At 71.7% G+C, this 26,272-nt stretch carries 25 protein-coding genes; 11 read left to right on the top strand and 14 right to left on the bottom strand.

The window, feature by feature from the left end:
* Positions 1 to 3: 3 nt before the first annotated feature.
* The gene (locus HHX35_RS02740; protein WP_182897412.1) at positions 4 to 366 is read right to left on the bottom strand and encodes a hypothetical protein; all 363 of its coding nucleotides are present in this window, start codon (positions 364 to 366) and stop codon (positions 4 to 6) included.
* A 109-nt stretch (positions 367 to 475) separates the two neighbouring features.
* On the opposite strand from HHX35_RS02740, the gene sigJ reads away from it, so the two are divergent.
* Positions 476 to 1,390, top strand: coding sequence for an RNA polymerase sigma factor SigJ (gene sigJ, locus HHX35_RS02745; RefSeq protein WP_259404688.1), 915 nt, complete (start codon positions 476 to 478; stop codon positions 1,388 to 1,390).
* Positions 1,391 to 1,407: 17 nt separating this feature from the next.
* Here sigJ and HHX35_RS02750 read toward each other — a convergent pair whose 3' ends face one another.
* Positions 1,408 to 2,046: an NADPH-dependent F420 reductase gene (locus HHX35_RS02750; protein ID WP_182897414.1), complete on the bottom strand. Its 639-nt coding sequence runs from the start codon at positions 2,044 to 2,046 to the stop codon at positions 1,408 to 1,410.
* A 99-nt stretch (positions 2,047 to 2,145) separates the two neighbouring features.
* Here HHX35_RS02750 and HHX35_RS02755 point away from each other — a divergent pair, with 99 nt between their 5' ends.
* Positions 2,146 to 2,541: a helix-turn-helix domain-containing protein gene (locus HHX35_RS02755; protein WP_182897415.1), complete on the top strand. Its 396-nt coding sequence runs from the start codon at positions 2,146 to 2,148 to the stop codon at positions 2,539 to 2,541.
* A 3-nt stretch (positions 2,542 to 2,544) separates the two neighbouring features.
* Here HHX35_RS02755 and HHX35_RS02760 read toward each other — a convergent pair whose 3' ends face one another.
* Complete coding sequence (locus HHX35_RS02760) at positions 2,545 to 3,093, bottom strand: DUF1349 domain-containing protein (RefSeq protein WP_182897416.1); 549 nt, start codon at positions 3,091 to 3,093, stop codon at positions 2,545 to 2,547.
* A gap of 356 nt (positions 3,094 to 3,449) precedes the next feature.
* On the opposite strand from HHX35_RS02760, the gene HHX35_RS02765 reads away from it, so the two are divergent.
* The 3 genes from HHX35_RS02765 to HHX35_RS02775 all read left to right on the top strand — a co-directional run bounded on the left by HHX35_RS02765 (position 3,450) and on the right by HHX35_RS02775 (position 5,632).
* The gene (locus HHX35_RS02765) at positions 3,450 to 4,049 is read left to right on the top strand and encodes a hypothetical protein (RefSeq protein ID WP_182897417.1); all 600 of its coding nucleotides are present in this window, start codon (positions 3,450 to 3,452) and stop codon (positions 4,047 to 4,049) included.
* A 62-nt stretch (positions 4,050 to 4,111) separates the two neighbouring features.
* Positions 4,112 to 4,432, top strand: coding sequence for a co-chaperone GroES (locus HHX35_RS02770; protein WP_139578087.1), 321 nt, complete (start codon positions 4,112 to 4,114; stop codon positions 4,430 to 4,432).
* A gap of 27 nt (positions 4,433 to 4,459) precedes the next feature.
* Positions 4,460 to 5,632 carry a M20 family metallopeptidase gene (locus HHX35_RS02775; protein WP_182897418.1) on the top strand — a complete coding sequence of 391 codons (1,173 nt, stop codon included), beginning with the start codon at positions 4,460 to 4,462 and terminating at the stop codon, positions 5,630 to 5,632.
* Between the two features lie 3 nt (positions 5,633 to 5,635).
* Here HHX35_RS02775 and HHX35_RS02780 read toward each other — a convergent pair whose 3' ends face one another.
* The 6 genes from HHX35_RS02780 to HHX35_RS02805 all read right to left on the bottom strand — a co-directional run bounded on the left by HHX35_RS02780 (position 5,636) and on the right by HHX35_RS02805 (position 13,775).
* Positions 5,636 to 6,058 carry a TIGR02611 family protein gene (locus HHX35_RS02780; RefSeq protein WP_310738861.1) on the bottom strand — a complete coding sequence of 141 codons (423 nt, stop codon included), beginning with the start codon at positions 6,056 to 6,058 and terminating at the stop codon, positions 5,636 to 5,638.
* A 63-nt stretch (positions 6,059 to 6,121) separates the two neighbouring features.
* Complete coding sequence (locus HHX35_RS02785) at positions 6,122 to 7,300, bottom strand: acetate/propionate family kinase (protein ID WP_182897420.1); 1,179 nt, start codon at positions 7,298 to 7,300, stop codon at positions 6,122 to 6,124.
* An 81-nt stretch (positions 7,301 to 7,381) separates the two neighbouring features.
* Positions 7,382 to 9,439: a phosphate acetyltransferase gene (pta, locus tag HHX35_RS02790; RefSeq protein WP_182897421.1), complete on the bottom strand. Its 2,058-nt coding sequence runs from the start codon at positions 9,437 to 9,439 to the stop codon at positions 7,382 to 7,384.
* Between the two features lie 107 nt (positions 9,440 to 9,546).
* Positions 9,547 to 10,113 (bottom strand): phosphotransferase, encoded by a 567-nt coding sequence (locus tag HHX35_RS02795; protein WP_220505013.1) that lies wholly within the window; start codon positions 10,111 to 10,113, stop codon positions 9,547 to 9,549.
* A gap of 110 nt (positions 10,114 to 10,223) precedes the next feature.
* On the bottom strand, positions 10,224 to 10,886 hold the full coding sequence (locus HHX35_RS02800; protein ID WP_259404689.1) for a hypothetical protein: 663 nt from the start codon (positions 10,884 to 10,886) through the stop codon (positions 10,224 to 10,226).
* 132 nt (positions 10,887 to 11,018) lie between these two features.
* A complete protein-coding gene (locus HHX35_RS02805; RefSeq protein ID WP_182897423.1) occupies positions 11,019 to 13,775 on the bottom strand; it encodes a cellulose-binding domain-containing protein in 2,757 nt (918 codons plus the stop codon).
* A gap of 201 nt (positions 13,776 to 13,976) precedes the next feature.
* On the opposite strand from HHX35_RS02805, the gene HHX35_RS02810 reads away from it, so the two are divergent.
* Positions 13,977 to 14,804, top strand: coding sequence for a patatin-like phospholipase family protein (locus HHX35_RS02810; RefSeq protein ID WP_182897424.1), 828 nt, complete (start codon positions 13,977 to 13,979; stop codon positions 14,802 to 14,804).
* Between the two features lie 66 nt (positions 14,805 to 14,870).
* Here the strand turns inward: HHX35_RS02810 and HHX35_RS02815 are convergent, their stop codons facing one another.
* The 4 genes from HHX35_RS02815 to HHX35_RS02830 form a co-directional block, all read right to left on the bottom strand.
* The gene (locus tag HHX35_RS02815) at positions 14,871 to 15,461 is read right to left on the bottom strand and encodes a TetR/AcrR family transcriptional regulator (RefSeq protein ID WP_182897425.1); all 591 of its coding nucleotides are present in this window, start codon (positions 15,459 to 15,461) and stop codon (positions 14,871 to 14,873) included.
* Between the two features lie 49 nt (positions 15,462 to 15,510).
* Entirely contained in the window at positions 15,511 to 17,958 is a 2,448-nt protein-coding gene (locus tag HHX35_RS02820; RefSeq protein ID WP_182897426.1) for a PEP/pyruvate-binding domain-containing protein, read from the bottom strand.
* Between the two features lie 284 nt (positions 17,959 to 18,242).
* Positions 18,243 to 18,440 (bottom strand): DUF2795 domain-containing protein, encoded by a 198-nt coding sequence (locus HHX35_RS02825; RefSeq protein ID WP_139578077.1) that lies wholly within the window; start codon positions 18,438 to 18,440, stop codon positions 18,243 to 18,245.
* Between the two features lie 139 nt (positions 18,441 to 18,579).
* Entirely contained in the window at positions 18,580 to 19,722 is a 1,143-nt protein-coding gene (locus tag HHX35_RS02830; protein ID WP_182897427.1) for a serine hydrolase, read from the bottom strand.
* Between the two features lie 396 nt (positions 19,723 to 20,118).
* On the opposite strand from HHX35_RS02830, the gene HHX35_RS02835 reads away from it, so the two are divergent.
* The gene (locus tag HHX35_RS02835) at positions 20,119 to 20,805 is read left to right on the top strand and encodes a response regulator transcription factor (protein ID WP_182897428.1); all 687 of its coding nucleotides are present in this window, start codon (positions 20,119 to 20,121) and stop codon (positions 20,803 to 20,805) included.
* A 19-nt stretch (positions 20,806 to 20,824) separates the two neighbouring features.
* Positions 20,825 to 22,261 carry a HAMP domain-containing sensor histidine kinase gene (locus tag HHX35_RS02840; protein WP_182897429.1) on the top strand — a complete coding sequence of 479 codons (1,437 nt, stop codon included), beginning with the start codon at positions 20,825 to 20,827 and terminating at the stop codon, positions 22,259 to 22,261.
* Between the two features lie 133 nt (positions 22,262 to 22,394).
* Here the strand turns inward: HHX35_RS02840 and HHX35_RS02845 are convergent, their stop codons facing one another.
* A complete protein-coding gene (locus tag HHX35_RS02845) occupies positions 22,395 to 23,174 on the bottom strand; it encodes a L,D-transpeptidase (RefSeq protein WP_310738863.1) in 780 nt (259 codons plus the stop codon).
* A 166-nt stretch (positions 23,175 to 23,340) separates the two neighbouring features.
* Here HHX35_RS02845 and HHX35_RS02850 point away from each other — a divergent pair, with 166 nt between their 5' ends.
* From HHX35_RS02850 to HHX35_RS02860, 3 genes are all read left to right on the top strand, one after another.
* Positions 23,341 to 24,132, top strand: coding sequence for a hypothetical protein (locus HHX35_RS02850; RefSeq protein WP_182897431.1), 792 nt, complete (start codon positions 23,341 to 23,343; stop codon positions 24,130 to 24,132).
* Positions 24,133 to 24,291: 159 nt separating this feature from the next.
* On the top strand, positions 24,292 to 25,965 hold the full coding sequence (locus HHX35_RS02855; protein ID WP_310738864.1) for a sodium:solute symporter family protein: 1,674 nt from the start codon (positions 24,292 to 24,294) through the stop codon (positions 25,963 to 25,965).
* 9 nt (positions 25,966 to 25,974) lie between these two features.
* Positions 25,975 to 26,214 (top strand): hypothetical protein, encoded by a 240-nt coding sequence (locus HHX35_RS02860; protein WP_139578072.1) that lies wholly within the window; start codon positions 25,975 to 25,977, stop codon positions 26,212 to 26,214.
* Positions 26,215 to 26,272: the final 58 nt, after the last annotated feature.

The raw sequence follows: 26,272 nt of genomic DNA on the forward strand, positions 1-26,272 counted from the left end.
ACTTCAGCGCCGCGCCAGCGCCAGCACGCTCAGCCCGAACATCAGGACGCCCAGGGGGAGGTGGACCGACGGTACGTGCGCGATTCCGAGCGCGACCTGGACGGAGGCGAGGACAAGGAAGCCGGACGCGTGCCAGACGGGCCGGGGCGAGCCGCCGCCCGGCTTCCACGCCAGCACCGCGGCGAGCACGTACAGCATCGACGCCCCGTACATCACGCGGGCTCCGGCACTGTGCAGCGTCTCTCCGTAGGACGAGGTCAGCAGCAGTCCCGCGGAGGCCGCCTGAAGGAAGATGGTCAGGGTCTGCAGGGTGATCGCGATCTGCAGAAACGAGAAGCTGCGACGTGCCGTCGCCTGGGTGGCCATGTCACGGTCCCCTGTTCCGCCCCCGGGGGCAGTCGGTCGATAAGGTCTCACCAGCCCGACGACGCGGGCCTGCGAAAGGTAAGGTGCGGAGGCGGCCGGGAGCATGGGGATGGCGGGGACGAGCACCGATGAGGTAGCCGGTGAGCGGCGCCAACTGATCAATGTCGCCTATCGGTTGCTCGGTTCGCTGGCCGAGGCCGAGGACGCCGTGCAGGAGGCCTACGCGCGCTGGTACGCGCTGCCACGAAGCCGGCAGGAGGAGATCGTGTCCCCTGGCGCCTGGCTGACGACGGTGACCGGCCGCGTCTGCCTGGACGTGCTCGGCTCGGCGCGGGCCCGGCGTGAACGCTATGTGGGCGCGTGGCTGCCCGAGCCGCTGCCCGAGTCGCTGCCCGGGCGCGCCGAGTGGGACCACGGCCATGGCACCGACCCCGCCGACCAGATGGTCCTGGACGAATCGGTGTCCATGGCCTTCCTCGTCGTCCTCGAGTCGATGACGCCCGCCGAGCGGGTGGCGTTCGTCCTGCACGACGTCTTCCGCTACCCCTTCGCCGAGATCGCCGGCGTCCTCGGCCGGACCCCCGCGGCCTGCAAGCAGCTGGCGGCCTCCGCCCGGCGGCGGGTGGGCGTCGCGCGCGCTCCCGTGACGGCGGCGGGGCAGGCCGACGCGGTGCGGCACGTCAAGGAGGCATGGGAGGCGATGGACATCGCGGCCCTCGTCGACCTCCTCGACCCGGCCGCCGTGATGACCGCCGACGGCGGCGGTATGGCCGGCACCGCCCTGTGCCCGATCGAAGGCGGCGCGCGCGTCGCCCAGTACATGGTCGCCATCGCCGGCAAGGCTCCGGGGCTCGCGCTCCTGGAGCGGTCGGTCAACGGGGTGCCGGGCCTGGTGGCCGAGCGTGCCGGCGTCGTCGTGACCGTGGCCTCGTTCGACGTCGCCGACGGCCGCGTCACCCGGATCTGGGTGGTCCGCAATCCGGAGAAGCTGCGGCTGTGGCGCGGGACGGCTGATACTCCGTGATCCGCCGGACCAGGACCTCAGGCCCGTTCCGACGTCGGGAAGGCGAACCGCGGCTCCGCGCCCGACCACCACACGCCGATCGCGAACGCCGCGGTCGCCTCGATGTGGACCGCGCGGGACAGCCCTCCGCAGGGCATCGGCGTGCACCCCATCGATGTGATCAGCGCGGCGATCCGGTCGAGGGAGTTCGGGTCGTCGCCGCAGAACGGCACGGCCAGCGGGGCGCCTTCGAACGCCGGCCGCGGCAGCGTCCAGATGCTGTCGTGACACAGGTTGAACGCCTTGACCACATGGGCGTCCGGCGCGGCGTCCGCCATCAGCCGGGCGACCGATGTCGTGCCTCCCGTCGTCAGCGTCAGCCCGTCCTCACCCGGCTCGACGGGATTCGAGCAGTCGACGACGGTCCGCCCGGCGAGGACGGCGGCGAGCCCGTTCACCAGCTGCGGCGCCACACCGGCGGGAACCGCCGCGAGGACGAGTTCGCCGTATGCGGCCGCGTCCGCGAGCGTTCCGTCCTTCGCGGCGCCGGTGCGGGCCGCGGTCGCGGCGGCCGCGGCCCGGTCGCGTCCGCCGACGAGCACGTGGTGCCCCGCGCGGACCCAGGCGCCGCCCAGCGCCGTGGCCATCGCGCCCGTGCCGAGGATGCCGATGCGCATGGTGCCTCTCCCTTTCGTACGAACCAGGTGGACGGCTCACGACGTTAGGGCGGCCGACGCACACCACACGGTGTCCTTCGGACCGGGCAGGATGAGGTCATGGACGAGTTCCACGACGAGCGTTCGTACACCTCCGACTGCCGGGCGCGCCTCGCGTTCGAGGTGCTCGCGAACCGCTGGGACGGCGTCGTGGTCTACACGCTCGGCGAGGCCGGTCCGATGCGGCCACGGCAGTTGCGCGCCCGGATCGGCGGCATCTCTCCGAAGGTCCTCAACGAGGCGCTGCGGCGCCTGGAGTACAACGGCCTGGTCGAGCGCCGGACGTACGCCGAGGCGCCGCCCCGCGTCGACTACGCGCTGACGGAGGCGGGCACGGCGCTGCTCGCCCCCATGCGCGCGATGGGCATGTGGGCCGTGCGCCACGGGGACGCCGTGCTGGACGCCCAGGACCGGTTCACGGCGCGGGGACGGGAGCGGCGCCGTATCGGCGCGTGAGGGCTACGCGAGTGATACACGGCTGAAGCGGGTCTCGAAGCCCTTGCCCACCGGGGCGGCGCACATGACCCCGGCGAGGGCCGGCGCCTGCGGCGGGAAGTAGGCCAGACGCAGCAGGTGCTCCGGCTCCGCGCCGTTCACGCCGTACCGGACCGTCACGGCGTCGCCGGCCCGTTCGAGGTCGAACGTCGCGGAGACGAGGCCGCCGGGCGCGGGGGTGACGGACCAGTCGGAAAAGCCCCTGGTGACGACGACGCTGAGCTGGTGGCCGCCGTCGACGAACTCCACCCCCGCCTTGATCCAGTTCTCCTCGTCGATCCGCAGCACGGCCCCGGCCTGGTCGTACTGCTCGGAGTAGTCGGCCTCGAACGTCACGGTGAGCCGCGCGTCCCCGGCGACCTGCCGGCCGAACATGTGGGCGGTGTCGTACGAGTAGCCGTAGTGCGTCTTCTGCCACAGGTCGCTCTGGGCGCCGGCGACGGCCCGCAGGCCCTCCCCGGTCCGCGACCACTCGGCGGGCTCGTTGATCCACATGAAGTCGTCGAACGCCATGCCGGCCCCTTGCCGTCGCTTTGACTGATCTCGCCATGAGAGCGCTTTCCGAGTGCCTGCGTCAAGGACGATCTACCTGCAATTTAGATCGATTTGTCCTCTTTACTCCCTCTTTCCCTATACTCGTGCCTCACATCACCTTTTGCCCCTGTAAATCCCGTACATCGCATCACCGTCGTATCCCCTTCCCCAGGGAACGCGCGACCCGCTTCCGGAGCCTTCCGTCCCTCCTCTCCGAGGGCCGCTCCGCCACGCCCGGGCGCGCGTGCGGAGCCCGCCCGCCAGCCGGGACTCCTCGACGACGCGAGGCCCTGTTCCCCCGAGGGCCGCCCCGCGATCGAGACGAAAGGAACCTCATGCGCAAGCGAGCCCGTCAGGCGATCATCATGGCGATGGCCGGAACCACACTCGTCGCCGGCGCGGCCACCGCCGCGGACGCCTCGGTGATCCCTCAGGCTCCCTCCTCCGCGCCGCTCACTCGGACGGCGCCCGTCGCCTCCCCGGACACCGCCCGCCCGGCCCCCACAGACCTGGTCACCCTGGGCGCGACCTTCAACGCGGCCCTCCGCACGGCGTACGACGAGATGAAGAAGGCCGCCTCCCTGCCCTCCGGCGTCTCCACCGCCACGTCCTTCTGGGACGCCGAGACCGCGTCCGGCAAGCCGATGCGGTACCGGACCGTCGCCAGCCCCTACTGGCCCCTCGGCACCAAGGTGCGGATCACCTACAAGGGGAAGAGCGCGATCGGCGTCGTCGAGGACTTCGGCCCGGCCGAGTGGGCCGTGGCCCAGCACGACATCCCGGCGATCGTCGACCTGTCCGAGAAGATGATGGCCGACCTGACCGGTGTCGCCTCCAACACCGTCCACGTACGGTTCCAGGTGCTGAAGTGGGGCAAGGGCGGCGTCTACCGCCACTCGGGAACGGGCTACGACCTGGCCATGGGCCGCGGGTGAGCCCCCGCCGCCGGTGAACCTCCGATGACGGTGCCCGGGGCCGCTGCGCGTACACTTCCAGCGTGGCTGACCCGAAGTTCGAGATCCAGATGCTGCACGACCGCGTGATGGTCAAGGTTGAGCGGGAGCTTGAGGAACGGCGCAGCAGCGCGGGCATCGTCATCCCGGCCACGGTCAAGATGGCCAACCGGCTCGTCTGGGGCGAGGTGTCCGGCGCCGGCGCCAGCGTCAGGTCGGTCAAGACCGGCGACAAGGTCCTGTTCAACCCCGAGGACCAGTACGAGGTGGAGGTCCAGGGCCAGCTCTACCTGGTGCTGCGCGAGCGCGACCTGCACGCCGTGGCGACGCAGCAGACCGACCACGGCACCGGCCTCTACCTCTGACCTCCCGACCTCGCGCCAAGGTGGACCATGACCCTCCAGGATGATCTCGTCGAGCTTCGCCGCGCGCTGCACCGGGAGCCGGAGATCGGCCTCGACCTGCCCCGCACGCAGGAGAAGGTGCTCGCGGCGCTCGACGGCCTGCCCCTGGAGATCACCACAGGCGAGCGCCTGTCGTCGGTGACCGCCGTCCTGCGCGGCGGCCGCCCGGGCCCCGCCGTGCTGCTGCGCGCCGACATGGACGCGCTGCCGGTGCACGAGAAGACCGACGTGCCCTACCGGTCGCGTTTCGACGGCCGCATGCACGCCTGCGGCCACGACCTGCACACGGCCATGCTGGTGGGAGCCGCCCGCCTGCTCAGCGAGCGCCGCGCCGACCTCGCCGGTGACGTCGTGCTGATGTTCCAGCCCGGCGAGGAGGGCCAGGAGGGCGCCCGGCTGATGATCGAGGAGGGCGTGCTCGACGCGGCCGGGGCGAGGCCCGTCGCGGCGTACGGCATGCACGTCTTCTCCACGACGATCCCGCGCGGGCTGTTCCTGACCAAGGGCGGGCCCGTGCTGGCCGCGGCCGACACGCTGACCGTGACCGTGCGCGGCAGGGGCGGCCACGGCTCCTCCCCGCACCGCGCCCTCGACCCGATCCCCGCGGCCTGCGAGATCGTGACGGCCCTGCAGACCCACGTCACCCGCGGCTACGACGTGTTCGACCCGGTCGTGGTGACCGTCGGCAGCTTCCACGCCGGCACCACCGACAACGTGATCCCGGACGAGGCCGTCTTCGAGACCACCGTGCGCACGTTCTCGACCGGCTCGCGCGACCGCGTCAGGGAGGGCCTGGTCCGGCTCGCCCGCGGCATCGGGGAGGCGCACGGCCTCACCGTCGACTGCGCGTTCGGCCTCGGCTATCCCGTGACGGTGAACGACGACGCCGAGGCGGAGTTCGCCGCCCGGACGGTGCGGGAGGCCCTCGGCGAGGACCGCTACTTCCCGCTGCCCACCCCGGCGACCGGCTCGGAGGACTTCTCGTACGTGCTGGAGCAGGTGCCGGGGGCGTTCCTCGTGGTCGGCGCCTGCCCGCCCGGCCGGGATCTCGCCACGGCCCCGTCCAACCACTCGGCGGAGGCGGAGTTCGACGACGCCATCCTGTCCGACGGCGCGACGCTGCTCGGCGAACTGGCGGTCCGCAGGCTGGCCCGCGCCTGACGGTCAGCTCAGAAGCTCGCGGGCCTTCTGGATCAGGTCGACGCCGAGGGTCAGCCGGACCGACACCCAGACGATGGCCCCGGCGCAGAGCAGGGTGAGCGCGCCCGCGACGATGCGGACGAACCAGTTCTGCCGCTTCAGCCAGTCGGTCGCCGCCCTGACCCTCTCCTTGGCGAACTGCAGCAGCCGGGACGCCCAGGGGAACTCCGTGGCCAGGACGGCGAGCCCGGCGAAGACCACCAGCCAGCCCGGGCCCGGAAAGGGCACCATGATCAGGCCGGTGACCACGAGCGCGGTGCCGATCACCCCGATGACGATCCGCAGCGTCAACCGGCCCGCCGGAGTCGCCCGGACCCGGTCGAGCCAGCCCGGCGAATCGGCAGTGCCCTCTTTCCCACCCGTACGACTGTCCTCAGCCGTCGCCACACGGCTCACCCCCATTCGCTGCCCACGATAGCCAGCGGACGACCGCGGCGGCGATCGGCCGGTTCACACGTCACCGAGGCAGGCGGCGGTCTGCTCGGCGATCTCCAGTTCCTCGTTGGTGGGCACCACCAGCACCGTCACCTCGGCGCCCTCCGGCGAGATCACCCTGGCCTCCGCCGACTCGGCGGCGTTGCGATCGGGATCGATCTCGATGCCGAGCCTGGTGAGCCCGGTCGCCGCGAGCGCGCGGACACGGGGGCTGTTCTCCCCCACCCCGCCGGTGAAGACGAGGGCGTCCACGTGGCCGAGCGCGGCGTAGTAGGCGCCGATATAGGCCCGCACGCGGTAGCCGTAGACGTCGAGCGCGAGCCGGGCGTCCTCGTCGCCGGAGTCGGCCAGCCGCCAGACCTCCCGCATGTCGTTGGCCCCGCACATGCCCAGCAGGCCGCTCTCCTTGTTGAGCGCCGTGTCGACGCCGGCGAGGTCCATGCCGGCGACCCGGCCGAGGTAGGCGCCCAGAGCCGGGTCGACGTCCCCGGAGCGGGTGCCCATCACCAGCCCGGCGAGCGGGGTGATGCCCATCGAGGTGTCCACGCTGCGCCCGCTCCGCACCGCCGTCGCGCTCGCGCCGTTGCCGAGGTGCAGCACGATCGAGTTCACCTCGTCGTACGGCCGGCCGAGCAGCGCGGCCGCCCGGCGGGAGACGTACGCCGTGGAGGTGCCGTGGAAGCCGTAGCGGCGCACCCCGAGCTTGCGGGTCCACTCGCGGGGGACGGCGTAGGTGTGCGCGTGGGGCGGGATCGTGCCGTGGAAGGCGGTGTCGAAGACGGCGACGTGCGGCAGGCCGGGAAAGGCCCGCCGGGCGACCCGGATGCCCTCCAGGTTGGCCGGGTTGTGCAGCGGCGCCAGCGGCGCGATCTCCTCGATGGCCCGCTCGACCTCGTCGTCGATCAGCACCGGCGTGACGAACCGGCTGCCGCCGTGGACGACCCGGTGGCCCACGGCGGTCACGCCGTCGAGCGGCGGCCCGTGCTCGGCGAAGGCCGCGAGCACCGCCTTCAGCCCCTCCTCGTGGTCGGCCACCCGGCGCTCGGTCCGTACGCCGTCGTGGGTGAGCACGCTCTCGTCCTCGCCGATGCGCTCGATCAGCCCGCCGGCCACGGCCCGCCGCGTCCCCATGTCGATGAGGCGGTACTTGATGGACGACGACCCCGTGTTCAGGACGAGGACCTGCCCGCTCACTCTGTCTCCTCCCGCGCCTGCGCGCTCACTGTGTGCCCTGCCGCGCCTGCGCGCTCACTGTGTCTCCCATCGCGCCCGCGCTCACTGTGCCTCCCCGTGCGCCTGCGCCTGGATGGCCGTGATCGCGACGGTGTTGACGATGTCGCCCACGGTCGCGCCGCGGGACAGGTCGTTGACCGGCTTGCGCAGGCCCTGCAGGACCGGCCCGATCGCGACCGCGCCGGCGCTGCGCTGCACGGCCTTGTAGAGGTTGTTGCCCGTGTTGAGGTCGGGTACCACGAACACCGTCGCCCGCCCGGCGACCGGGCTGCCGGGCATCTTGGTGCGCGCCACGCTCGGCTCGGCCGCGGCGTCGTACTGGATCGGGCCCTCGACCGGCAGATCCGGCCGCAGCTCGCGGACCCGCGCGGTGGCCTCGCGCACCTTGTCCACCTCGGGCCCCGCGCCGGACTCGCCGGTCGAGTACGACAGCATGGCCACGCGCGGCTCGACCCCGAACCTGGCGGCCGTGGCGGCCGACGAGATCGCGATGTCGGCGAGCTGGGCGGCCGTGGGGTCGGGGACGACGGCACAGTCGCCGTACACGAGGACGCGGTCGGCCAGGCACATGAAGAAGACGCTGGACACGACGCCGACGCCCGGCGAGGTCTTGATGATCTCGAACGAGGGCCTGATCGTGTGGGCGGTGGTGTGGGCGGCGCCGGAGACCATCCCGTCGGCCAGCCCGAGGTGGACCATCATCGTGCCGAAGTAGGAGACGTCGGTGACGATGTCGCGGGCCTGCCCGACCGTCGCGCCCTTGTGCGCGCGCAGCCGGGCGTACTCCTCGGCGAACAGCTCGCGCAGCTCCGGGTCGAACGGGCTGACCACGCGGGCGCCGTCGACGGCCAGGCCCATCGTGGCCGCCGCCAGCCGGATCTCCCGCTCGTCGCCCAGCAGGGTGAGCTCGGCCACGCCCCGGCGCAGCAGGCTGTCGGCGGCGCGCAGGATCCGCGGCTCGGCGCCCTCCGGCAGCACGATGTGCCTGCGGTCGGCGCGGGCGCGGTCCAGCAGGTTGTACTCGAACATGAGCGGGGTGATCGCCGCGGCCTTGGTGACCTGCAGGTTGCGCAGCAGCGCCCCGGCGTCGACGTGCTCGGCGAAGACCCCGAGCGCCGTGTCGATCTTGCCCTTGGCGTCCGGGCTGAACCGGCCCTCGGCCTTCGACAGCCTGGTCGCGGTCTCGAACGTGCCGCCGCCGGTCGTGATGATCGGCAGCCGGATGTCCATGCCCTTCAGCAGGCGGACGACCGCGTCGGGCAACTCGAGCCCGCCGTTGAGGATGATCGCGGACAGGGCGGGGAACGTGGGGGCCTTGTGCGCGGCCAGCAGCCCCGGCACCAGCGCGGCGGCCCGGTCGGCGGGGACGACGACCGCCAGGCCCTCGGTGAGGCGCTCCAGGATGTTCGGCAGCGACATCGCGCCGATCATCAGCCCGCCCGTCTCCCGGCCGAGCTGGTCGGCGTCGCCCATGAACAGGTCGCCGTCGCAGGCGGCCATCAGGTCGCTGACCGTCGGCGCGGACAGCCGCCGCACCTCCGGCAGGACGTACGCGGGGACGCGGGCGGCGACCTCGTCCACCAGGCCGGGGGCGACCCGCGTGACGACCGTGGCCAGCTCGGTGGCGTGGCGCTCGGCCAGTTCCTTGCGCGACATCTCGACCGCCGCGGCGATCTCGTCGGGAGTGCGGTCGAGCCCGGTCACCACGTTCATCACCGGTGTGCCCAGGTTGGCGGCGAGCTCGGCGTTGAACACGAACTCGGTGGGCGCGCCCACGTCGGTGTAGTCGGTGCCGATCACCACGACCGCGTCGCACCGCCCGGCGAGCGCCCGGTAGCGGGCCAGGATCTCCCCCGCCGCACGCTCCTCGTCGGCGTGCACCTCCTCGTAGGTGACGCCCGTGCACATGGCGTAGGGCAGGCCGATCCCGAAGCGGCTGCGCGCGGTGTTGACCAGGCTGTCCTGGCGGCCTGACCGGACGACCGGCCGGAACACGCCGACCGTGCCCACCTGGCGGGTCAGCAGTTCGATCATGCCGAGGGCGATCGTGCCCTTGTTGCTCCTCGCGTCGCCGGCCGCGACGTAAACTCCGATCGCCATCGCGCAGTCACCCCTGTCCCGGCGCGGCCCGACGGCCCGCCCAGGCAAGGCTATGCGAAGGGCCCCACGGAGATACCAGTCGAAGGTCACATCCGTAGGGTCTTTCCTCAGCAGTCGCGCCGTCTCACAGGCGCGGAAGTGCCCGCGGTCCGCAGTGACAACCAACGTCCCGCGGCCTGCTCAGGCCGGGAGGCGGGCGAGGATGCCTTCCAGACCGCTACGCACCGTGTCCGGGTCGCCGGTGTCGAGACGGCGGCGTCGTACTCTGCCGCAACAGCCCGGGCGAACGCCGGCGGGGCGGCGTGGAGCGCCCATGCCAGATCGAGCGCCGGGTCACCGACGTGCGCGTCGCTGAAGTCGATGACGCCGCTCACCGCGCCGTCCCGCATCAGCACATGCTCGGGTCCTAGATCGCCATGGACCAGAGCATGGGTGGGCAACGCGGCCACGGCGTCCAGCAACGTCGAAGCGGCGTCTCGCCGGTCGTCCGGCAGGAGCGGTATGACGCGTGTGCCGAAATCCTTCACCGTCGCCGCCCGCTCCCCCAGCACTTCCCGCGGCGGCGGCGCACCGTGACGTACGGCTTCCGCGGGATCTGCCGTGTGCAGGACATGAGGGATCGGGACGGGCAACGGCAGCCGCTGCGCGAGCCACGGCATCAGGCGGGTCTCCATGAGCAGCCGCGCGGCCACCTCCGGCCGCCTGGGACGGCGCTCCACCCATCGCCCGAGGCATGCTTCCAGATGCCGCCCCCCTGCGAGGAGGAGAGGAAGTGAGCCCGGGCTTACCGCCGGAATCGGCGGGAACCCGGGCTTCGCGTTCTCCGGATCATTCGCAGGTCCGGCGCGAGACTGTCGAGCTCGGCTGCTCGCCGGAGGTCCTTGGGGCGGCCTATGGCCCGCCGCATCCGGATGAGGTCCTCCCGGGACACGTAGTGAACTTCCAGGGCGCCCGGGCCGTATGCCGTGACCGCCCTGTCGAGGATCTCCCGGACTCGCAGGTCGCCCCAGGGGAGCGCGGGGGTGCAGCAGTCGCCGCTCGCTCCGGGCGCGGTGAACTGCACTTTGGGGCGGAGCAGAGCATCCGGATGAGTCGCCATGAGGGCGCCCGTTTCGTCGGAGAGCCGGGCGTCGACGGACATGAAGGCGGCCGCCAGGGCCGGGGCGTGGACCGGTTCGCCGTCCCAGAGCAGATCCAGATCGCCGGTCAGTTCGGTGGATCCGTGCATGATGCCGGCGACCTGCCCGATCACCGCGGCTCGGACGCCATGGCGGTGGAGGGCTTCGAGTAGGGGAAACGGGTCGAATCCGAGGGCGCCGTCCGTGCCGATCGTGCCGACGTCGTCGTCGGCGTCCTCGTGGCCCAGGCCGGTGCCCGCCCGCTTGAGGGCGAGTTCACGCGTGCGCCGGGCGGCGGCGCGCAGTCGTTCCAGCGGTTCGTCGATCATCGGATTCATGCAACACCCGGCCGCCCTCAGGGCGCACGCGAATTTCCCCGAGTACGGCCGGGTCGCTGACGGACGGGCCGTACGGATGCGCCACCTCGGCGGCCCATCCGTACGGCCCGTTGTCGTGCTATCTCACGAGGCGGTGCAGGTGACCGGCGACGGGACGGCGTTGGTGCCGTTCCAGCTCGCCTGGAACCCGAACGTGGTGGACGCCCCGGAGCCGACCGAGCCGTTGTAGCTCACGTTGGCGACCGTGACGTTCGCCCCGGACTGGCTCACCGTGCCGTTCCAGAGCTGGCTGATCGTCTGGCCGTTCGCGAAGGCCCACTTGACGCTCCAGCCGCTGATCGAGGCGCTGCCGGTGTTCTTCACCGTGACCTCGCCCTGGAAGCCGCCCGGCCACTGGTTGACCACCTTGTACGTCGCCGAGCACCCCTTGCCGCCCGACGGGCTCGCCGAGGGCGACGGGCTCGGGGACGGGCTGGGCGAGGGCGACGGGCTGGCCGACGGACTCGGGGACGGCGACTTCGACGGAGAGGCCGAGGGCGACGCGGACGGGGACGCCGACGGGGACGCCGACGGCGAAGCGGACGGCGACGGCGACGGGGAGGACCCGCCGTTACGGTCGCCGTAGATGATGCCCCGGCCGTTGGTGCCGAGATAGACCCGGCCGTAGATCCGCGGGTCGCCGGTCAGGGCCTCGCCCATGTTGCCGTACTGGTGCTGGTCGTCGTTGATGCGCACCCAGCTCGCGCCGGTGTCGTCGGACCGGAACAGGCCCTGCACACCGTCCACGGTGCCGGCGAGGTAGAGGGCCTGGTACGTCTTGCCGGGCGCCGCCTTACCGAAGCCGATGTTGATCGAGCTGCTGACGTTCGACAGCTTGGTGAACGAGGCGCCCGAGTCGGTGGAGTGCCACAGGCCGCCCTCGCCGGCCAGCCAGACGTCGCCCTCCTTGCCCGGCAGCGCCTTGAAGTGCACGCCGGTCGTGGGCAGCCCGGTCGCCGCGGTGGCGCTGAAGCTCGCGCCGCCGTTGGTGCTGACGTAGAACTTGCCGCCGGAGTAGGCGTAGAACTTCTGCGCGTTCACCCGGTCGGACTCGACGATCGCGTTGGCCGGGACGCCGGTGGAGGTGCTCCAGGTGTTGCCGAAGCCGACGGAGTAGACCACCTGCAGGCCGGAGTCGCCCGGTGCCCAGACGAAGCGGCTGCCGTCGGCGGCCGCGGCGACCGTGCCGCCGTTGTTGACGCCGCCCGGCTCGGTGCCCTGGAACCAGTTGGCCCCGCCGTCGGTGGAGAAGGCCACGTGGCTGTCGTTCGGCCGGTCGGAGTCGGTGAAGTTGCCGGCCCGCACCATCACGCTCGGGTTGGTCTCGGCGTAGTCGAGCGAGGTCGTGGAGGTGAAGACGGGCTGGGTGAACATCATGGACGGCACGGCGTCGAGGTTGGTGTGCCGGAAGCCGCCGATGTCGCCCAGCGCGCTGACCAGCGGGGCGCCGCTCGGCGGGCTGATCAGGTCGAGGACGGCGGTCTCCTCCAGGCCCTTCACCATCGGCTTGATCGTGAACTGGCCGCCCGAGTCCCACTTCGTGAGGTCGGTGGTGCCGTAGATCGTCGCGCCGGTGCCGTACATCATCCGGTCGGAGTTGAACGGGTCGATCTCCACCGACTCGTTCATCCAGCCGAGCTTGGGCGTGACCTCGGGCGGCTGGGGGTTCGTGCCGAAGGTCAGCCACGGAGCAGCGGAGATGTCCATCTTGTAGCGGAAGCTACGGTCCGGGTAGGACGTCCAGTCCCAGATGCGGGTCCAGGTCGCGCCGCTGTCGGTGCTCCTGAAGAAGATCGCGTCGGGCCACCAGGAGACCTGGGTGGCGACCATGATCGTGCCGGGGTGCTGGCGGTCGACGGTCAGGCCGCTGTAGCCGAAGTAGTCGTCGCTGCTGCTGGACGGAATCGGGCTGATCTTGGTCCAGGTGCCGGTGGCGGTGGCGTAGCGCCACACGTCGCCCTTGGCGCCGTCGTACGGGCCGCCCGTGTCGCTGGTGGCGATGTAGAGGTAGCCGTTGGCCGTGTCGAGCACGCCCTTGTGGGCGATGTAGCCGGTGGGCTGACCCGCGACCCGTTCCCAGGAGGTGCCGCCGTTGGTGGTCCGGTAGACGGTGTTGTCCTTGTCGGCCACGCCCACGTAGACGGTCTGGGTGGCGTTGCCCGAGGTGCCGGTCCGCTTGTCGAAGGTCACCCAGACGACGCCCTGGTTGTCACCGTTGTAGGCGTCTCCGGGGCTGGCGACGTAGTTGCCGACGTTCGGGAAGTTGGTCACCTTGGACCAGGTGGCGCCGGAGTCGGTGCTCCGCCACAGGCCGTTGCCGCTGGGCGCGCCGAAGTAGAGGATGCTGTTCTTGTTCGGGTCCACCGCGAGGCGCTCGCCCATGCCGCGGCCGGGCATGTTGCCACCCAGCTTGAACGGCAGGGGGCTCACCTGCCAGGTGTCGCCCTTGTTCGACGAGCGCAGGATCGCGCCGTTGTTGGGGTCCCAGCTGTTGGTGTACATGCCGACGGCGGCGTACACCTTGTTGGCGTCCGCGGGGTCGGGGGCGATGCTGACGACGCCGTTGTAGCCCCAGTTGGACTGCCCGACCCAGTCGAGCAGCGGCGTCCAGGTCTGGGACGACTGGTTCCAGCGGTACGCGCCGCCGATGTCGGTGCGCGCGTAGATCAGGTCCTTCTGAGCGGGGCTGAAGACGATCCCGGGGACGAAGCCGCCGCCGAGGATCTGCACGTTCTTGAACGTGTACGAGTCGGCGGCGACGGCCGACACCGGGGACATTCTGATCACGGCCGTGACCAGCGCCACGGCGGCGACCACGAGCAGGGTTGCGAATCTTCGCATGGACGGTTTCCCTCCGAGCACGGACAACCGGCCATGCACGACCAGGCGGGGACCCTGACCGTCCTTCTCCCACGTGCATGGAAATCTGAAGGGAAGATTCACACACCGGCGGAAGCGCCGTCAATAGTTTGGCGTCCACACTAATTGGAACCGGTTTCACCTCGGTCCGAGCACGCGCCTGCGTGGAACATAATTCTGGTTATGACTACTGCTCTCGTGCTCGGCGGCGGAGGAGTCGCCGGCATCGCCTGGGAGGCGGGGATCGTCACCGGCCTGCGCCGCCTCGGCGTGGACCTGGGGACGGCGGACCGGATCGTCGGCACCTCGGCCGGCTCGGTCGTCGGCACGCTCGTGGCCACCGGCGCCGACCTGGAGGAGGCGATCGCCCACCAGGCCGAGGTGGACACCGGCCCACCCCCGGCCGTCGACCACATGGACGAGGTCCTGCAGGCGTTCGCCGTCATGTTCGATCCGAACCTCGACCGGCGGGAGGCCCGCCGCAGGGTCGGGCAGATGGCTCTGGCGGCCAGGGTCGACCACTACGCCGAGCGGCTCGCGGCGGTCGGCGAACGGCTGCCGGTGAAGGAGTGGCCCGAGCGCGAGCTCCTGATCACCAGCGTGGACGCGGCCACCGGCGAGTTCGTCGTGTGGGACCGGTCCTCGGGCACGCCGCTGGTGCTCGCCGTCGCGTCGAGCTGCGCCGTGCCGATGGTCTTCCCGCCCGTGGAGATCAACGGCCGCAGGTACGTGGACGGCGGGGTCCGCTCGGCGACCAACGCCGACCTCGCGGAGGGCGCCCGTGCGCTCGTGGTGCTCGAACCGCTCGGCAACCTGACCCCCCGGGCCGTCCTCGAGGCCGAGATGGCGCAGGCGGGCGCGGCCACGTCGTACGTCGTCCACCCCGACACGGCGTCGGTCGCGGTGTTCGGCCAGAACGTCCTCGACCCGGCCCTGTGGGGACCGGCCTTCGCGGCGGGGATCGACCAGGCCGCCGCCCTCGTCGAGCCGATCGCCGCCGTCTGGTCCTGACACCGCCGCCGCTCGCGCCGCGCGCCTCCGGCGCGGCCGCTGCACGTCCGCGGCGCGCCGGGCGGCTCAGCGGCGCGTGAGCAGCGGCACCACGACCTCGTCGACGATCTGGACGATCAGCTCGTCCGGGATGGGCGGTCCCGCGAACAGGAAGTGCTGCCTGATCAGCGCCTGGCCGGCGTCCAGCCGGCGGGGAGTGACGGCGCTCGCGTCGATCTCGCCGCGTTCGACCGCCCGGCGGGTGATCTCCTGCATCACCCTGCGGCCCAGACCGTGGGAACGGCGCCGGAACGCGGCGGCCCTCTCCTCGTCGGCCAGCGCCTCGCTGAGCAGCCCGCGCATGGCCTCTCCCGCCGGTCCGGACAGCAAGCGGGCCGCCTCCCGCAGCGCCGCCAGGACGTCGGTACGCAGGGAGCCCGTGTCCGGCACCGACGACGGGACGGGCAGCACGTGATAGACGGCGTCCATCACCAGCTCGATGCGGGTGGGCCAGCGCCGGTACAGCGAGGCTTTGCCGGCCCGCGCGCGCTCGGCCACCCGTTCCATCGTGAGCCCGGCGTAGCCGGCCTCGGCCAGCTCGTCGAGCGTCGCCTGGAAGATCGCCGCGTTGAGCGCTTCTCCCCGGCGACGCGGCAGCTTGCGGTGGTCGGTGACCATGCTGGAATCCTACGGAGGCCGTTCCCCGGCGGGGACGCGCGCTCCGTGCTCAGGCGCGGGCGCCGTGGACGTCCGCCCGGCCCCCCGCGTCGTCCGCCGGCGCCGGGAACACGTGGCCCGTGCCTCCGTCCACGGTCACCACCTGGCCGTCGTCGAGGATCGAGGTGCCCCGGCCGGTGCCCATGACGGCGGGGATGCCGTACTCCCTGGCCACGATCGCGGCGTGCGAGGCGATGCCACCGGTGTCGACCACGACGGCCGCCGCCCGCTGGAAGAGCGGTGTCCACGACGGGTTGGTGTAGGGGCAGACGAGCACGTCACCCCGGCTGAGGCGGCCGAAGTCCGCGGGCCGGCGGATGACCTTCACCGGTCCCGTGGCCCGCCCGCCGCCGGCGGGCGTCCCGGACACGAGGGCGCCTTCCTCCGAGCGGGCAGGGAAGATCGCGGCAGGGTCGATGAGCCGGACACCCGCCAGCTCCTCCCTTTTGGCCGCTCTGCGCAGGACCTCCGCGCGCAGCGCCTCCGTCCGCTCCGGCCCGGCCGTCGTCAGGTCGCCGATCGCCTCCAGTTCCTCCAGGCGCAGGTGGAAGACGTCCTCCTCCTTGTCCAGCACGCCCGCCTCGCGCAGCCGGCGGCCGATCTCCAGCAGGGATGTGCGCAGCACGGGCAGGGGCAGGGTGAAGTAGAAGTGGCTGTCCTCGCGGAACGCGATGCCGGCGCGGGCGGCCCGCACCCGGCGCGCCATTCGGTCCCGGCGGGCGCGATCGCCCCGCAGCCGGGGATGCGCGAGCAGCCGCTCGAGCGCCGCGTCGGACTCGGAGCCGGACGTGGAGGCGAGGCCGGAGCGGGCGCTCGGATCATGCCCCTCGGCCAGCACGCGGATCATGCCGAGCACCGTCTCCGGGGCGTCGGACCAGGTGGGCGTGGTGACCAGCAGCGGGCTCGCGGTCTCGCGGTGGCCGTACTCGGCGAGGAACGCCCGCAGCCTGGCCGCGAACTCCTCGGGCATCGGGTCGGCGTCGAGCGCTCCGGTGCGCCCGGCCTCCTCGGCCAGCTCCGCCAGGGCCCTGTTGGCGTCGCCGGTGCGGGTGCGCGCACCACTGATGAGCTCGCCGAACCGGTCCGCCTCGCCCAGCCACCGCAGCGACAGCAGCAGCCGCAGCAGCGCGAACCCGGTCCCCGGCAGATAGTCGATGCGCAGGCCGGCCACCGGCTGCACGACGTCGAGCGCCTCGCGGGGCACCCGGATCAGCTCGCGCCACGGCAGGGCGGACAGGTCGCGCCCGGACAGTTCCCTCGCAGCGGTCAGGAGCCGGAGGAACCGCGGATCCTCCGTCCACCGCGCGGGGTCGAAACGCCGGGCCCGGACCGCGACCCGGAACGGCGCGGCGAGCAGGCCGGGCGCGGGCCGCGGACGCGGCGGCACCAGCCGGTAGACGACCCCGTCCTCCTCCTGGAGGAAGTCGGCGAACGCGCCGCGGATGCCGAAGCTCTCGGTCACCTTGGCCATGAGCCCGGCGGGGCCGTACGGCAGCCAGGTCGACATGTCGATCGGATAGGGCCGCACCGGCACGTACTCGACGAGGACCGAGGCGATCCTCCGGCGCAGCGGGTTGAGCCGCCCCACCGGGGGTGGCGGCAGCGCGGTCATCGGCCGGGCCTGCAGCAGCCAGAGCCGGCCGTCCGCACGGGCCCACTCGATGTCCTGGGGCCGGCCGAACAGGGCCGCCACCTCACCGCCCAGCTCGGCCAGCTCCCGCAGGGCCGAGGGAGGCAGCCCGGGGCCGGCCGCCGCCTCGCCGCTCTCGCGGGTGACGCCGCCGCCCGCCACGGCGCGGACGACCACCTCGCGGCGGCCCGCCGTATGGGAGACGACCCGGCCGGCGGCGTCGAGCACGTAGTGGTCGGGCGTGACCAGACCGGAGACGACGGCCTCGCCCAGGCCGCTGCTCGCGTCGACCACGACGCGGGAGCGGTCGCCGCTCACCGGGTCGGCGGTGAACATCACGCCCGCCGTGTCGGCCTCGACCATGCTCTGCACCACCACGGCGATGCTCACCCCGTCGTCGGGGACACCCAGCCTGCGGCGGTAGGCCACGGCACGCTCGTTCCACAGCGAGGCCCAGCACCGGCACACGGCGTCGACCAGCGCCTGCTCGCCGACAACATTGAGACAGGTGTCCTGCTGCCCGGCGAACGCGGCGCCCGGCAGGTCCTCGGCGGTGGCGCTGGACCGCACCGCGACGGGCCCGCGGCCGAGCGCCGCGTAGGCGGCGACCACGGCTTCCCGCACCTCGCGCGGCATGTCCGGGATCGCCGATGCCGGTCCGCCTGCCCCGGCGCGCCGGACGGCCATCTCGTGAGCGGCGGTGGTGACGACGAACCCGGCCGGGACGGGGAAACCGCCCCGGACCAGCTCCCCCAGATTGGCTCCCTTCCCTCCGGCCAGGTCGAGGTCGTCTCGTCCGAAGGCCTCCAGGGGGGCGACGAGTGCCATGCCTTCTCCTCGCGAGCCTCATCCACTCTGATTTAGAGAACTCAACGTTCTCTAAATCAGAGTAAAACTCACGTGTTGGAAACGCAACGTTCACTAAAGGTGCGTACACACCTCGGCGGCCGTGGCCGCGATGCTCGCGACGCCAGGGGGATCACCACCCCCGGCACGCGTCGGGCGAGCGGGGCGGAATGTCTCCGCCCACCGCCCGCCCGACGTCATCCGGTGGTCGTCGCCCCGCTCAGCGGCGGAGCGCCGGACATCACCGTCCGGGTTCGCCCGGCGTCTCACCTGGCCTCGGTGACCGCCTTGCTGACCGCGTTGGGGCCGTCGTACTGCCGGTCCGGGATGCGTTCGAGCGCATTGACGATGGTGTCGTCCGCGCCCTGGTCCCGGGCCGTACGGACCAGGTCCGACTTCCCTGCCGGATAGTCCACGCCCTTCAGGTGCTTCTGCAGCTGGATCGGGTTCGGTGCGTCGGCCATGACGTTCCTCCCTTCGTCGGTGTTCTCCTGCTCTCCCTCGCCTACCCGGTTGTTTCTCGGTGAGTCCGCCATTCGAAGCCGCCGGTCGAGCTCCCCGGCCTACGGCAGGAGCAGCGGGAGCGCCTGGAGGCAGGCCGCGTCAGCGTGTTCTCGCCACCTCGGCTGCCACCGCGCGGAAGGCGGACAGCGCCTCTCCCTGGTCCTGCGAGGCGGAAACGGCCGACTTGACGATCACGACCTGGTGTTCGGGCGAGACGTAGATGTACTGGCCCCCGAATCCCGCGGCCATGAAGTCGTCCTGGCCCCCGCCGCCCAGCCACCAGTGCAGGCCGTAATCCGGATTGAAGGAGGCGGAAGGCCTGGTCGACTCCTCCACCCACGCCCGCGGCACCACCTGGCGTCCACCGGCGCGGCCCTTGTCGAGGTACAGCAGGCCGAACCGGGCGAAGTCTCGGTCAGTCGCGTAGTAGCAGCAATATCCCAGGTCGTCGTGGGAGTCGCCGCCGATGCGGGCCGTGGAGGCCATACCGGCCGGCTTCCAGATCTTCTCCTCGACGTAGCGGTGGTAGGGCATGCCCGTCACCTCGCTCACCAGCCGGGCGAGGACGAACGTGTTCATGCTGGTGTACTCGAATCCGGTGCCCGGCTCCCAGCCGCGTACCTGCCGCTGCGCGAGCCGCTTGACCGGGAGACCGCGATGTGCGGCCAGTTGCGTCTTCGGCACGTCGGCCCGCTCGTTCCAGTCGATCCCGGACGACATCCGCAGCAGGTTCCGGATGGAGACGCCGTCGTAGCCGGAGGCGCGCAGTTCGGGCAGGTACCGCGTCACCGGGTCGTCGATGGAGTGGATGCGGCCTTCGTGCAGGGCGATGCCGACCGCCGCCGAGGTGAAGGACTTCGCCATGGACCAGGACTGGAAGCGGGTGTCCGGCCCGGCGGCGCGGTAGCGCTCGTACACGACCTTCCGGCCGTCGAGGACGACGAAGCCGTTCGCCTTCGACCTGGCGAGGTAGTCGTCGAGCGTGTACTTCCTGCCCTGGAACGTGTACGTCACCGACAGGGAGCGCGGGGCACTCCGCAGTTCGACGGGGTGGGCGGACGGGCGCACCACGGCGAACGCCATCGGATCGAGCGGCGACGACGTGGAGGGGAGGAAGGCCGCCACGGCCGGAGAGCCGGCGGGCGGGCCCCCGGTCCGGGCTGTGGCCTGGGCGGGGGTCGTGCCCGCCGCCAGAGCCGCCGCGGCCGTCGCCGCGGCGACCGGGAGGAATCGTGATCGCATCGAATGCTCCGCACTGATCTCGGGGGTGCCAGGGGAACGGCCGCGCGAGCCGCTCGGCAGGGATGATGGCGAACGTTTCTGGCATATCTCTGGCAAGCCGCCACGGCTCTTCGTGGATCACTCCCGCCGCCGGGCTCCGTGGGAAGGCCGTGCGGCCCTTCGAGGACCGCCGCGCCCCGGCGGACGGTCCCTGACGCGCGACGTCCCGGCCCGCGAGCGGTGCCGTAGATTGGAGATCGACTTCCACCGTCGGCGCCTGGTAGGTTCCCGCTCCTGGTCCACCCCCCGGCCGTACGCCGACGCCGACGCCCCCGCCCACTCCCGACCTCGGAAGAGATCACGAGGGCGGCCGGTCATCCTCCTGCCGGTCGCTCCCGAAGCAGCAGGAGCCCTGCCATGACGAGATTCCGGGTTCTCGTCGTCGACGACGATCCGGCCATCCTGCGCGCGTTACGACGTGGTCTGCGCGTGGAGGGATTCGACGTGGACGTGACCACTTCGGGACGCGAGGCGCTGGAACTCGTCCACCGCGCGGCACCCGATGCGGTCGTCCTCGACGTGTCGATGCCCGGCCTGTCGGGGATCGAGGTGTGCGAGCGCCTGCGGTCGGGCCTGTCGGAGGTTCCGGTGCTGATGCTGTCGGCCATGGACGAGGTGACCGACCGGGTCGCCGGCCTCGCCGCCGGGGCCGACGACTATGTGGTGAAGCCGTTCGAACTGCGGGAGGTGGTCCTGCGGTTGCGCGCCCTGCTGCGCCGGGCGGGCCGTCCTCCGGGCGCCGTCGTGCGGGTGGGCCGCCTGACCGTGGACCCGGCCGGACGGCGGGTCACGATCGACGGCCGGCCGGTCGAGCTGAGCCGGCGGGAGTTCGACCTGCTGGAGGTGCTCGCCCACAACGCCGGGATCGTGCTGTCCCGCGACGTGCTGCTCGAACGGGTCTGGGGATACGACTTCGAGGTGACCGGCAACGCCGTGGACACGTTCGTCGGCTACCTCAGGCGCAAGCTCGAGGCAGGAGGCGAGCCGCGCATGGTGCACACCGTACGCGGAGTGGGATTCGTGCTCAGGGAGGCGGCCCTGTGAGTGCTCCGGAGGCCGCTCCATGAGGCTGTCCACCCGGTTCGCGATCTGCCTCGCCGTCGCCGTGCCGCTCCTCGTTCTGCTCGCCGGGCTGCTCATGCTCAGCCTGGTGTCCCACGACCTGCGCGCGGAAAGGGACACGCAGCTGACCGTACGGCTGCGCGCGCTCGCGCCCATGGCCTCGGCGTACGCCTGGCGGGCGCGGGCGACGCCCCGGATCCCGCCGGACTTCCTCCAGCGGCGGCTGTCGGAGGCCACGGCGGGCGCCGACAGCCCGGGCGGTGTGTACCTCGACGTCGCCGGAGCCGAACCCCTCGTCATCGGAGACGTGCCGCACACCCTGCCGCCGGCCGGGACGCCCGGCCCCGCCGACTTCGCCGAAGGGGGGCGCACGTGGCGGTTCGTGGCCGAAGACCTCGGCATTCGCGAGAACCGCGCCCGCCTGTGGGTCTTCGATCCCGAGGCGCGTCTCGCCGCGCAACTCGACCTGCTGCGCCGGCGGGTCGGGCTCACCGCGCTCGTCTCGGTGGTGGTCGGCGCCCTGGCGGGTCTCGCCCTCGGCCGGTTCGCCGTACGGCCGCTCGAGGTCCTCCATCGGCAGGCCAGGGTGATCGACGTGCCCTCCCGGCCCGGCGCACGGCTGGCCACCGCGTCGGGGGTCAGCGAGATCGACGAACTCGCCGGCATGTTCAACGCGTCGCTCGACCGGCGGGACGCGTCGGTGGCCCGCACCGGCGAGGCGCTGGAGACGGCCCGCGCCTTCGCCGCGACCGCCGCGCACGAGCTGCGCACCCCTCTCACCAGCATGGGCGCCAACCTCGGGCTGCTCGACCATCCGGACGTGGACGCCCGGGAACGGGCCGAGATCGTCGCCGATCTGCGGGCCGAGCAGGGCCGGATGCAGCGGCTCATCACGGCCCTGCGGCACCTCTCGCGGGGTGAACTCCTCGAGCCGGCGGCCTTCGCCGAGATCGACCTGGTGGAGATTGTCGGCGCCGCCGTCGATGACGCCAGGAGGCGCCACCCCCACGCCGCGATCACCGTCTCGGTCGCAGGTCGCCTGGTGCTGACAGGGTGGGCCGAGGGAATACGGGGGATCCTCGACAACCTGCTCGACAACGCCGCCGTCCACGGCGCGGACGGCAGGGGCGCCTGCGAGATCTCGGTCGGCGTGTGCGAGGACGGCGCCGCCGCGCTCCTCGCCGTGCGGGACTCCGGGCCCGGCATCCCACCCGCCGACCGCGAAGCCGTCTTCGTCCGCTTCCACCGGCGTAGGGGCAGCCCCGGCTCCGGACTCGGCCTCACCGTCGTCCGCCAGCACGTGCTCCTCCACGGCGGCTCCATCCGTGTCACCGACGCCCGTGCGGGGACCGGCACCTGCGTCGAGGTCCGGTTGCCCCTTGACGCCGTACCGGCCGCGCCGCGGGCGGGCTCGTCCTGGCGAGAGGACAGGTCGTAGCCGTCGCGACCGCTGTTTCCCGGCGGCGGCACCGGCAGAGCGCCCCGGTGGGCGACACCGCGCCCGCGAGTGGGGTTGACGCCGGCGAGCGCGTTCTCGCCGGCGGCCGCCCTCATCCTCAGGGAGCGATTCCTCAGGGAGCGATCAGAACCGGAGTCCCCAGGGGCAGCCCTGCCAGCACCTTGAGCGCGCGGGCAGGCACCCTGACGCAGCCGTGGGTGACCGCCTTGCCGAACACCTTCCGGTCCGGCCATCCGTGGAACGCGACCGTGCCGGGACCGCCGCCGAAGGTGTCGAGCGTCGCCGAGTGCGTGCCGAGCGGCAGGATCAGCGGGCTGTAGGTCTTCTTCTTCGGCGACATCAGGGCCAGCAGGAAGGTCCTGCCCACCGGGGTGGGCGTCTCGGGGCCGCCGATGGCCACCGTCCAGGTGCCGAGCTTCTTGCTCGCGTTCATCACGGTCAGACGCCTGGTGCCCAGCGTCACGATGGCGCGGTAGCGGCTGCGCGCCTTCTTCAGGCCCTTGTCCTTGATCCAGCCGGTCACGTGGTTGGGCTTGCTGGGCAGGAGCACGCGATACCAGCCCTTGCGTGCCTCCACCACCGGCACCCAGGTCTGGCTGCCGAGCTGTTTCGCCGGGAGGGTGGCCGCGGGCTTTCCGCCGGGCTGGGCGTAGACGGCGACGGTGCGGGCGGGGTGGACCACGATGCCGCTCAGCTTGCCGTACAGGTCGGTGTCCTGCGGGAGGCCGCTCAACTCGGTGAACGTGGTGGCCGCGGGGAGTGCCGTCGCCGCGGCCGACGCGCCGGCGGCGAGGGTGACGGGCGACGCGGCGACGCCGGCGGGGGCCGCGGCGACGAGGCTCATGGCGACGAGCGTGGCGCCGATGAGTCGGCGGGGGGCATCGAGCGGCACGATCGGCTCCTGAGATATATGGCCAATACGACACGAACGTGTAACCGCGTGGCCTCGATGGATAACGGTTTGGACCGTTTGAAGAGTCCTGGCCAGCGGGTGTGACATTTTTACATAGATGAGCCCAAAGAGGCTCAAGCTCTCTCATACATCCCGAGGTGCGGTCGTGACAGCCCCCAGACTCTCTTCAGCCCGTCGCTGGCTCACAGCGGCGCTCATGCTCGCGGTGGCGGCGCTCGGGGCGCTCGCCATCTCCACCACCGCCTCGGCGGGAGCGTTCCAGAGGACGGCGCCCGGCGACAACGGCGACGTCAAGATCCACAAGTGGACGACGCCGGAGGACGACCAGCGCGACGAGCCGCACGTCTGCGTGTTCTACCTGGTCGGGTTCAACTTCGACGCGGCCGAGCAGGTCAGCTGGGAGATCAAGTCCTGGCCCCCCACCGGCGACAAGACCACGGTGAAGAGCGGGACCCTCGTGCTCGACCACAGCGGGCATGGCCGCACCGTCGACATGACCCTGCCGAACGGGCACTACAAGCTGTTCTGGACCTTCGCCGGGAAGAAGGGCGCGCCCAAACAGAAGGTGTTCTGGGTCGAGTGCGAGTCCACGCCCAGCCCCACGCCCACCCCGACGGTGACGCCCTCGCAGACGCCTACGCCGACGGTGACGCCCTCGCAGACGCCCACGCCCTCCCGGACGCCCACGACGTCCCAGACGCCGACGGTCAGTCCGACTCCGACGTCGACCGCCACCACGTCGCCCACCCCCTCGCGGACGCCCACCCCCACCCGGACGCCCACTCCCTCGCGGACACCCACCTCGACGCCGACGCCGGGCAGCCCGCCGATCGACGTGTGGATCGAGTGGGACGAGAACGTCACGCCGACGCAGGGCAAGCCCAAGCCGGCGCCCACTCCGACGCCGGTGAAGACCAACATCCCGGTCACCGGCTGACCCCGGCACCGAACGGCGGAGGGCCCGGATCGACTCGATCCGGGCCATCCGTCGTCTGCGCGGGAGCATTTGCGACGCCTTAACCTGCGCTTTTGTCACGATTGGGTATACCGGGGTCGGGTCTGTGACAGGACGAGACGTACGGGTAGCTGGCGTTGCGTGCCTGATGCCCAATTGCTGGCCGCACAGGATCTGCGGCTCGACGTCAACGTTCTGGACTACGCGATCCTCGCCCTGTACTTCCTCGTGGTCCTGGGAATCGGCTTCGCCGCGAAACGGGCCGTACGGACGAGTCTGGACTTCTTCCTCTCGGGCCGCGCACTTCCCGCCTGGATCACCGGCCTGGCCTTCATGTCCGCCAACCTCGGCGCCACCGAGGTCCTCGGCATGGCGGCGAACGGCGCGCAGTACGGCGCGATGACCCTGCACTACTACTGGATCGGCGCGGTCCCCGCCATGGTGTTCCTCGGCGTCGTGATGATGCCGTTCTACTACCGGTCCAAGGTGCACAGCGTCCCGGACTTCATGCGCCGCCGCTTCAACGGGGCGACCCAGCTGCTCAACGCCGGGACCTTCGCCGTCGCGCAGATCCTCATCGCCGGGATCAACCTGTACGCGCTGGCGCTGATCATGGACGCCATGCTCGGCTGGCCGCTGTGGCTGTCCATTCTCGTGTCGGCCGCGATCGTGCTGGCGTACATCACGCTCGGCGGCCTGTCATCGGCGATCTACAACGAGGTCATGCAGTTCTTCGTGATCGTCGCCGGGCTCGTGCCGGTAGTGATCATCGGCCTGACCAGGGTCGGCGGCTTCTCCGGCCTCGGCGAGAAGGTCAAGCAGAGCGTGCTCGGCGAGGGCGGGCTGCACACCTGGGCGCACACCGCCGGCACCGGCAACCCGCTCAACGCCAACTGGATCGGCCTGGTCTTCGGCCTCGGCTTCGTGCTGTCCTTCGGCTACTGGACCACGAACTTCGCCGAGGTGCAGCGCGCGCTGTCGGCACGCAACACCAACGCCGCCCGGCTGACCCCGATCGTCGCGGCCTACCCGAAGCTCGTGATCCCGATCGTCACCGTGATCCCCGGTCTCGTCGCGGTCGTGCTGTTCGGCAACCTCGGCAAGGACGGCGGGCCGACGTACAACGAGGCGATCCCGCTGCTCATGAACGAGTTCCTGCCCAACGGCGTGCTCGGCGTCGCGGTGACCGGCCTGCTCGCGTCGTTCATGGCCGGCATGGCCGCCAACATCAGCGGCTTCAACACGGTCTTCACGCAGGACATCTGGAAGGCGCACATCAACGGCGACCACCCCGACGAGTGGTACGTGCGGCTCGGCCGCATCGCCACCGTGGTCGGCGTCGTCGCCGGAATCGGCACGGCGTTCATCGCCGCCGGGTTCGGCAACATCATGAACTACCTGCAGTCGCTGTTCTCGTTCTTCAACGCCCCGCTGTTCGCGACGTTCATCATCGGCCTGTTCTGGCGCCGGATGACCGCCTGGGCGGGCTTCTGGGGCCTGCTGAGCGGCACCGTGTGCGCCTTCGCCTCGTACATCCTCTACAAGGCGGGCGTGTTCGACTTCGGCACCGAGCTGAACGCGAGCTTCTGGGGCGCCGGCATCGCGTTCGTGGTCGACGCGATCGTCTCCGTCGTGGTCACGCTCGCCACCACCCCCAAGCCGGAGAGCGAGCTGCGCGGGCTCGTCTACGGCCTGAGCGACGCGTCCGTCTCCGACGACGCGCTGGCGGGAGACGCCGCCTGGTATCGCTCCCCCGTGATCCTCGGCGCCGGGGCGGTGGTCCTCGCCGCGGCGTTCTACCTGCCCTTCCTGTAGGAGGTTCGCATGGCCGCCCCGCAACGACTCTTCGACATCCGCCGCGTGATCGGTGGTCTGTTCCTGGTGTACGGACTGATCCTCATGGTCACCGGGCTGTTCGACAGCGCCCAGGAGATCCAGAAGGCGGAGGGCATCCGCATCAACCTGTGGACGGGCATCGCGATGCTCGTCGTCGGCGGCGCGTTCCTGCTGTGGGAGCGCCTGCGCCCGTCCGACGCCCCCTCCCCCTCCGACGAAGAGGAGTGAACCGGCTGTTTCCGGCCGCGGTCGCGCTCTCCGCGCTACCGCGGCCTTTTCATGCCGG

Origin of the sequence: Microbispora sp. H10830 (assembly GCF_014161375.1) — a bacterium.
GTDB lineage: Bacteria > Actinomycetota > Actinomycetes > Streptosporangiales > Streptosporangiaceae > Microbispora > Microbispora catharanthi.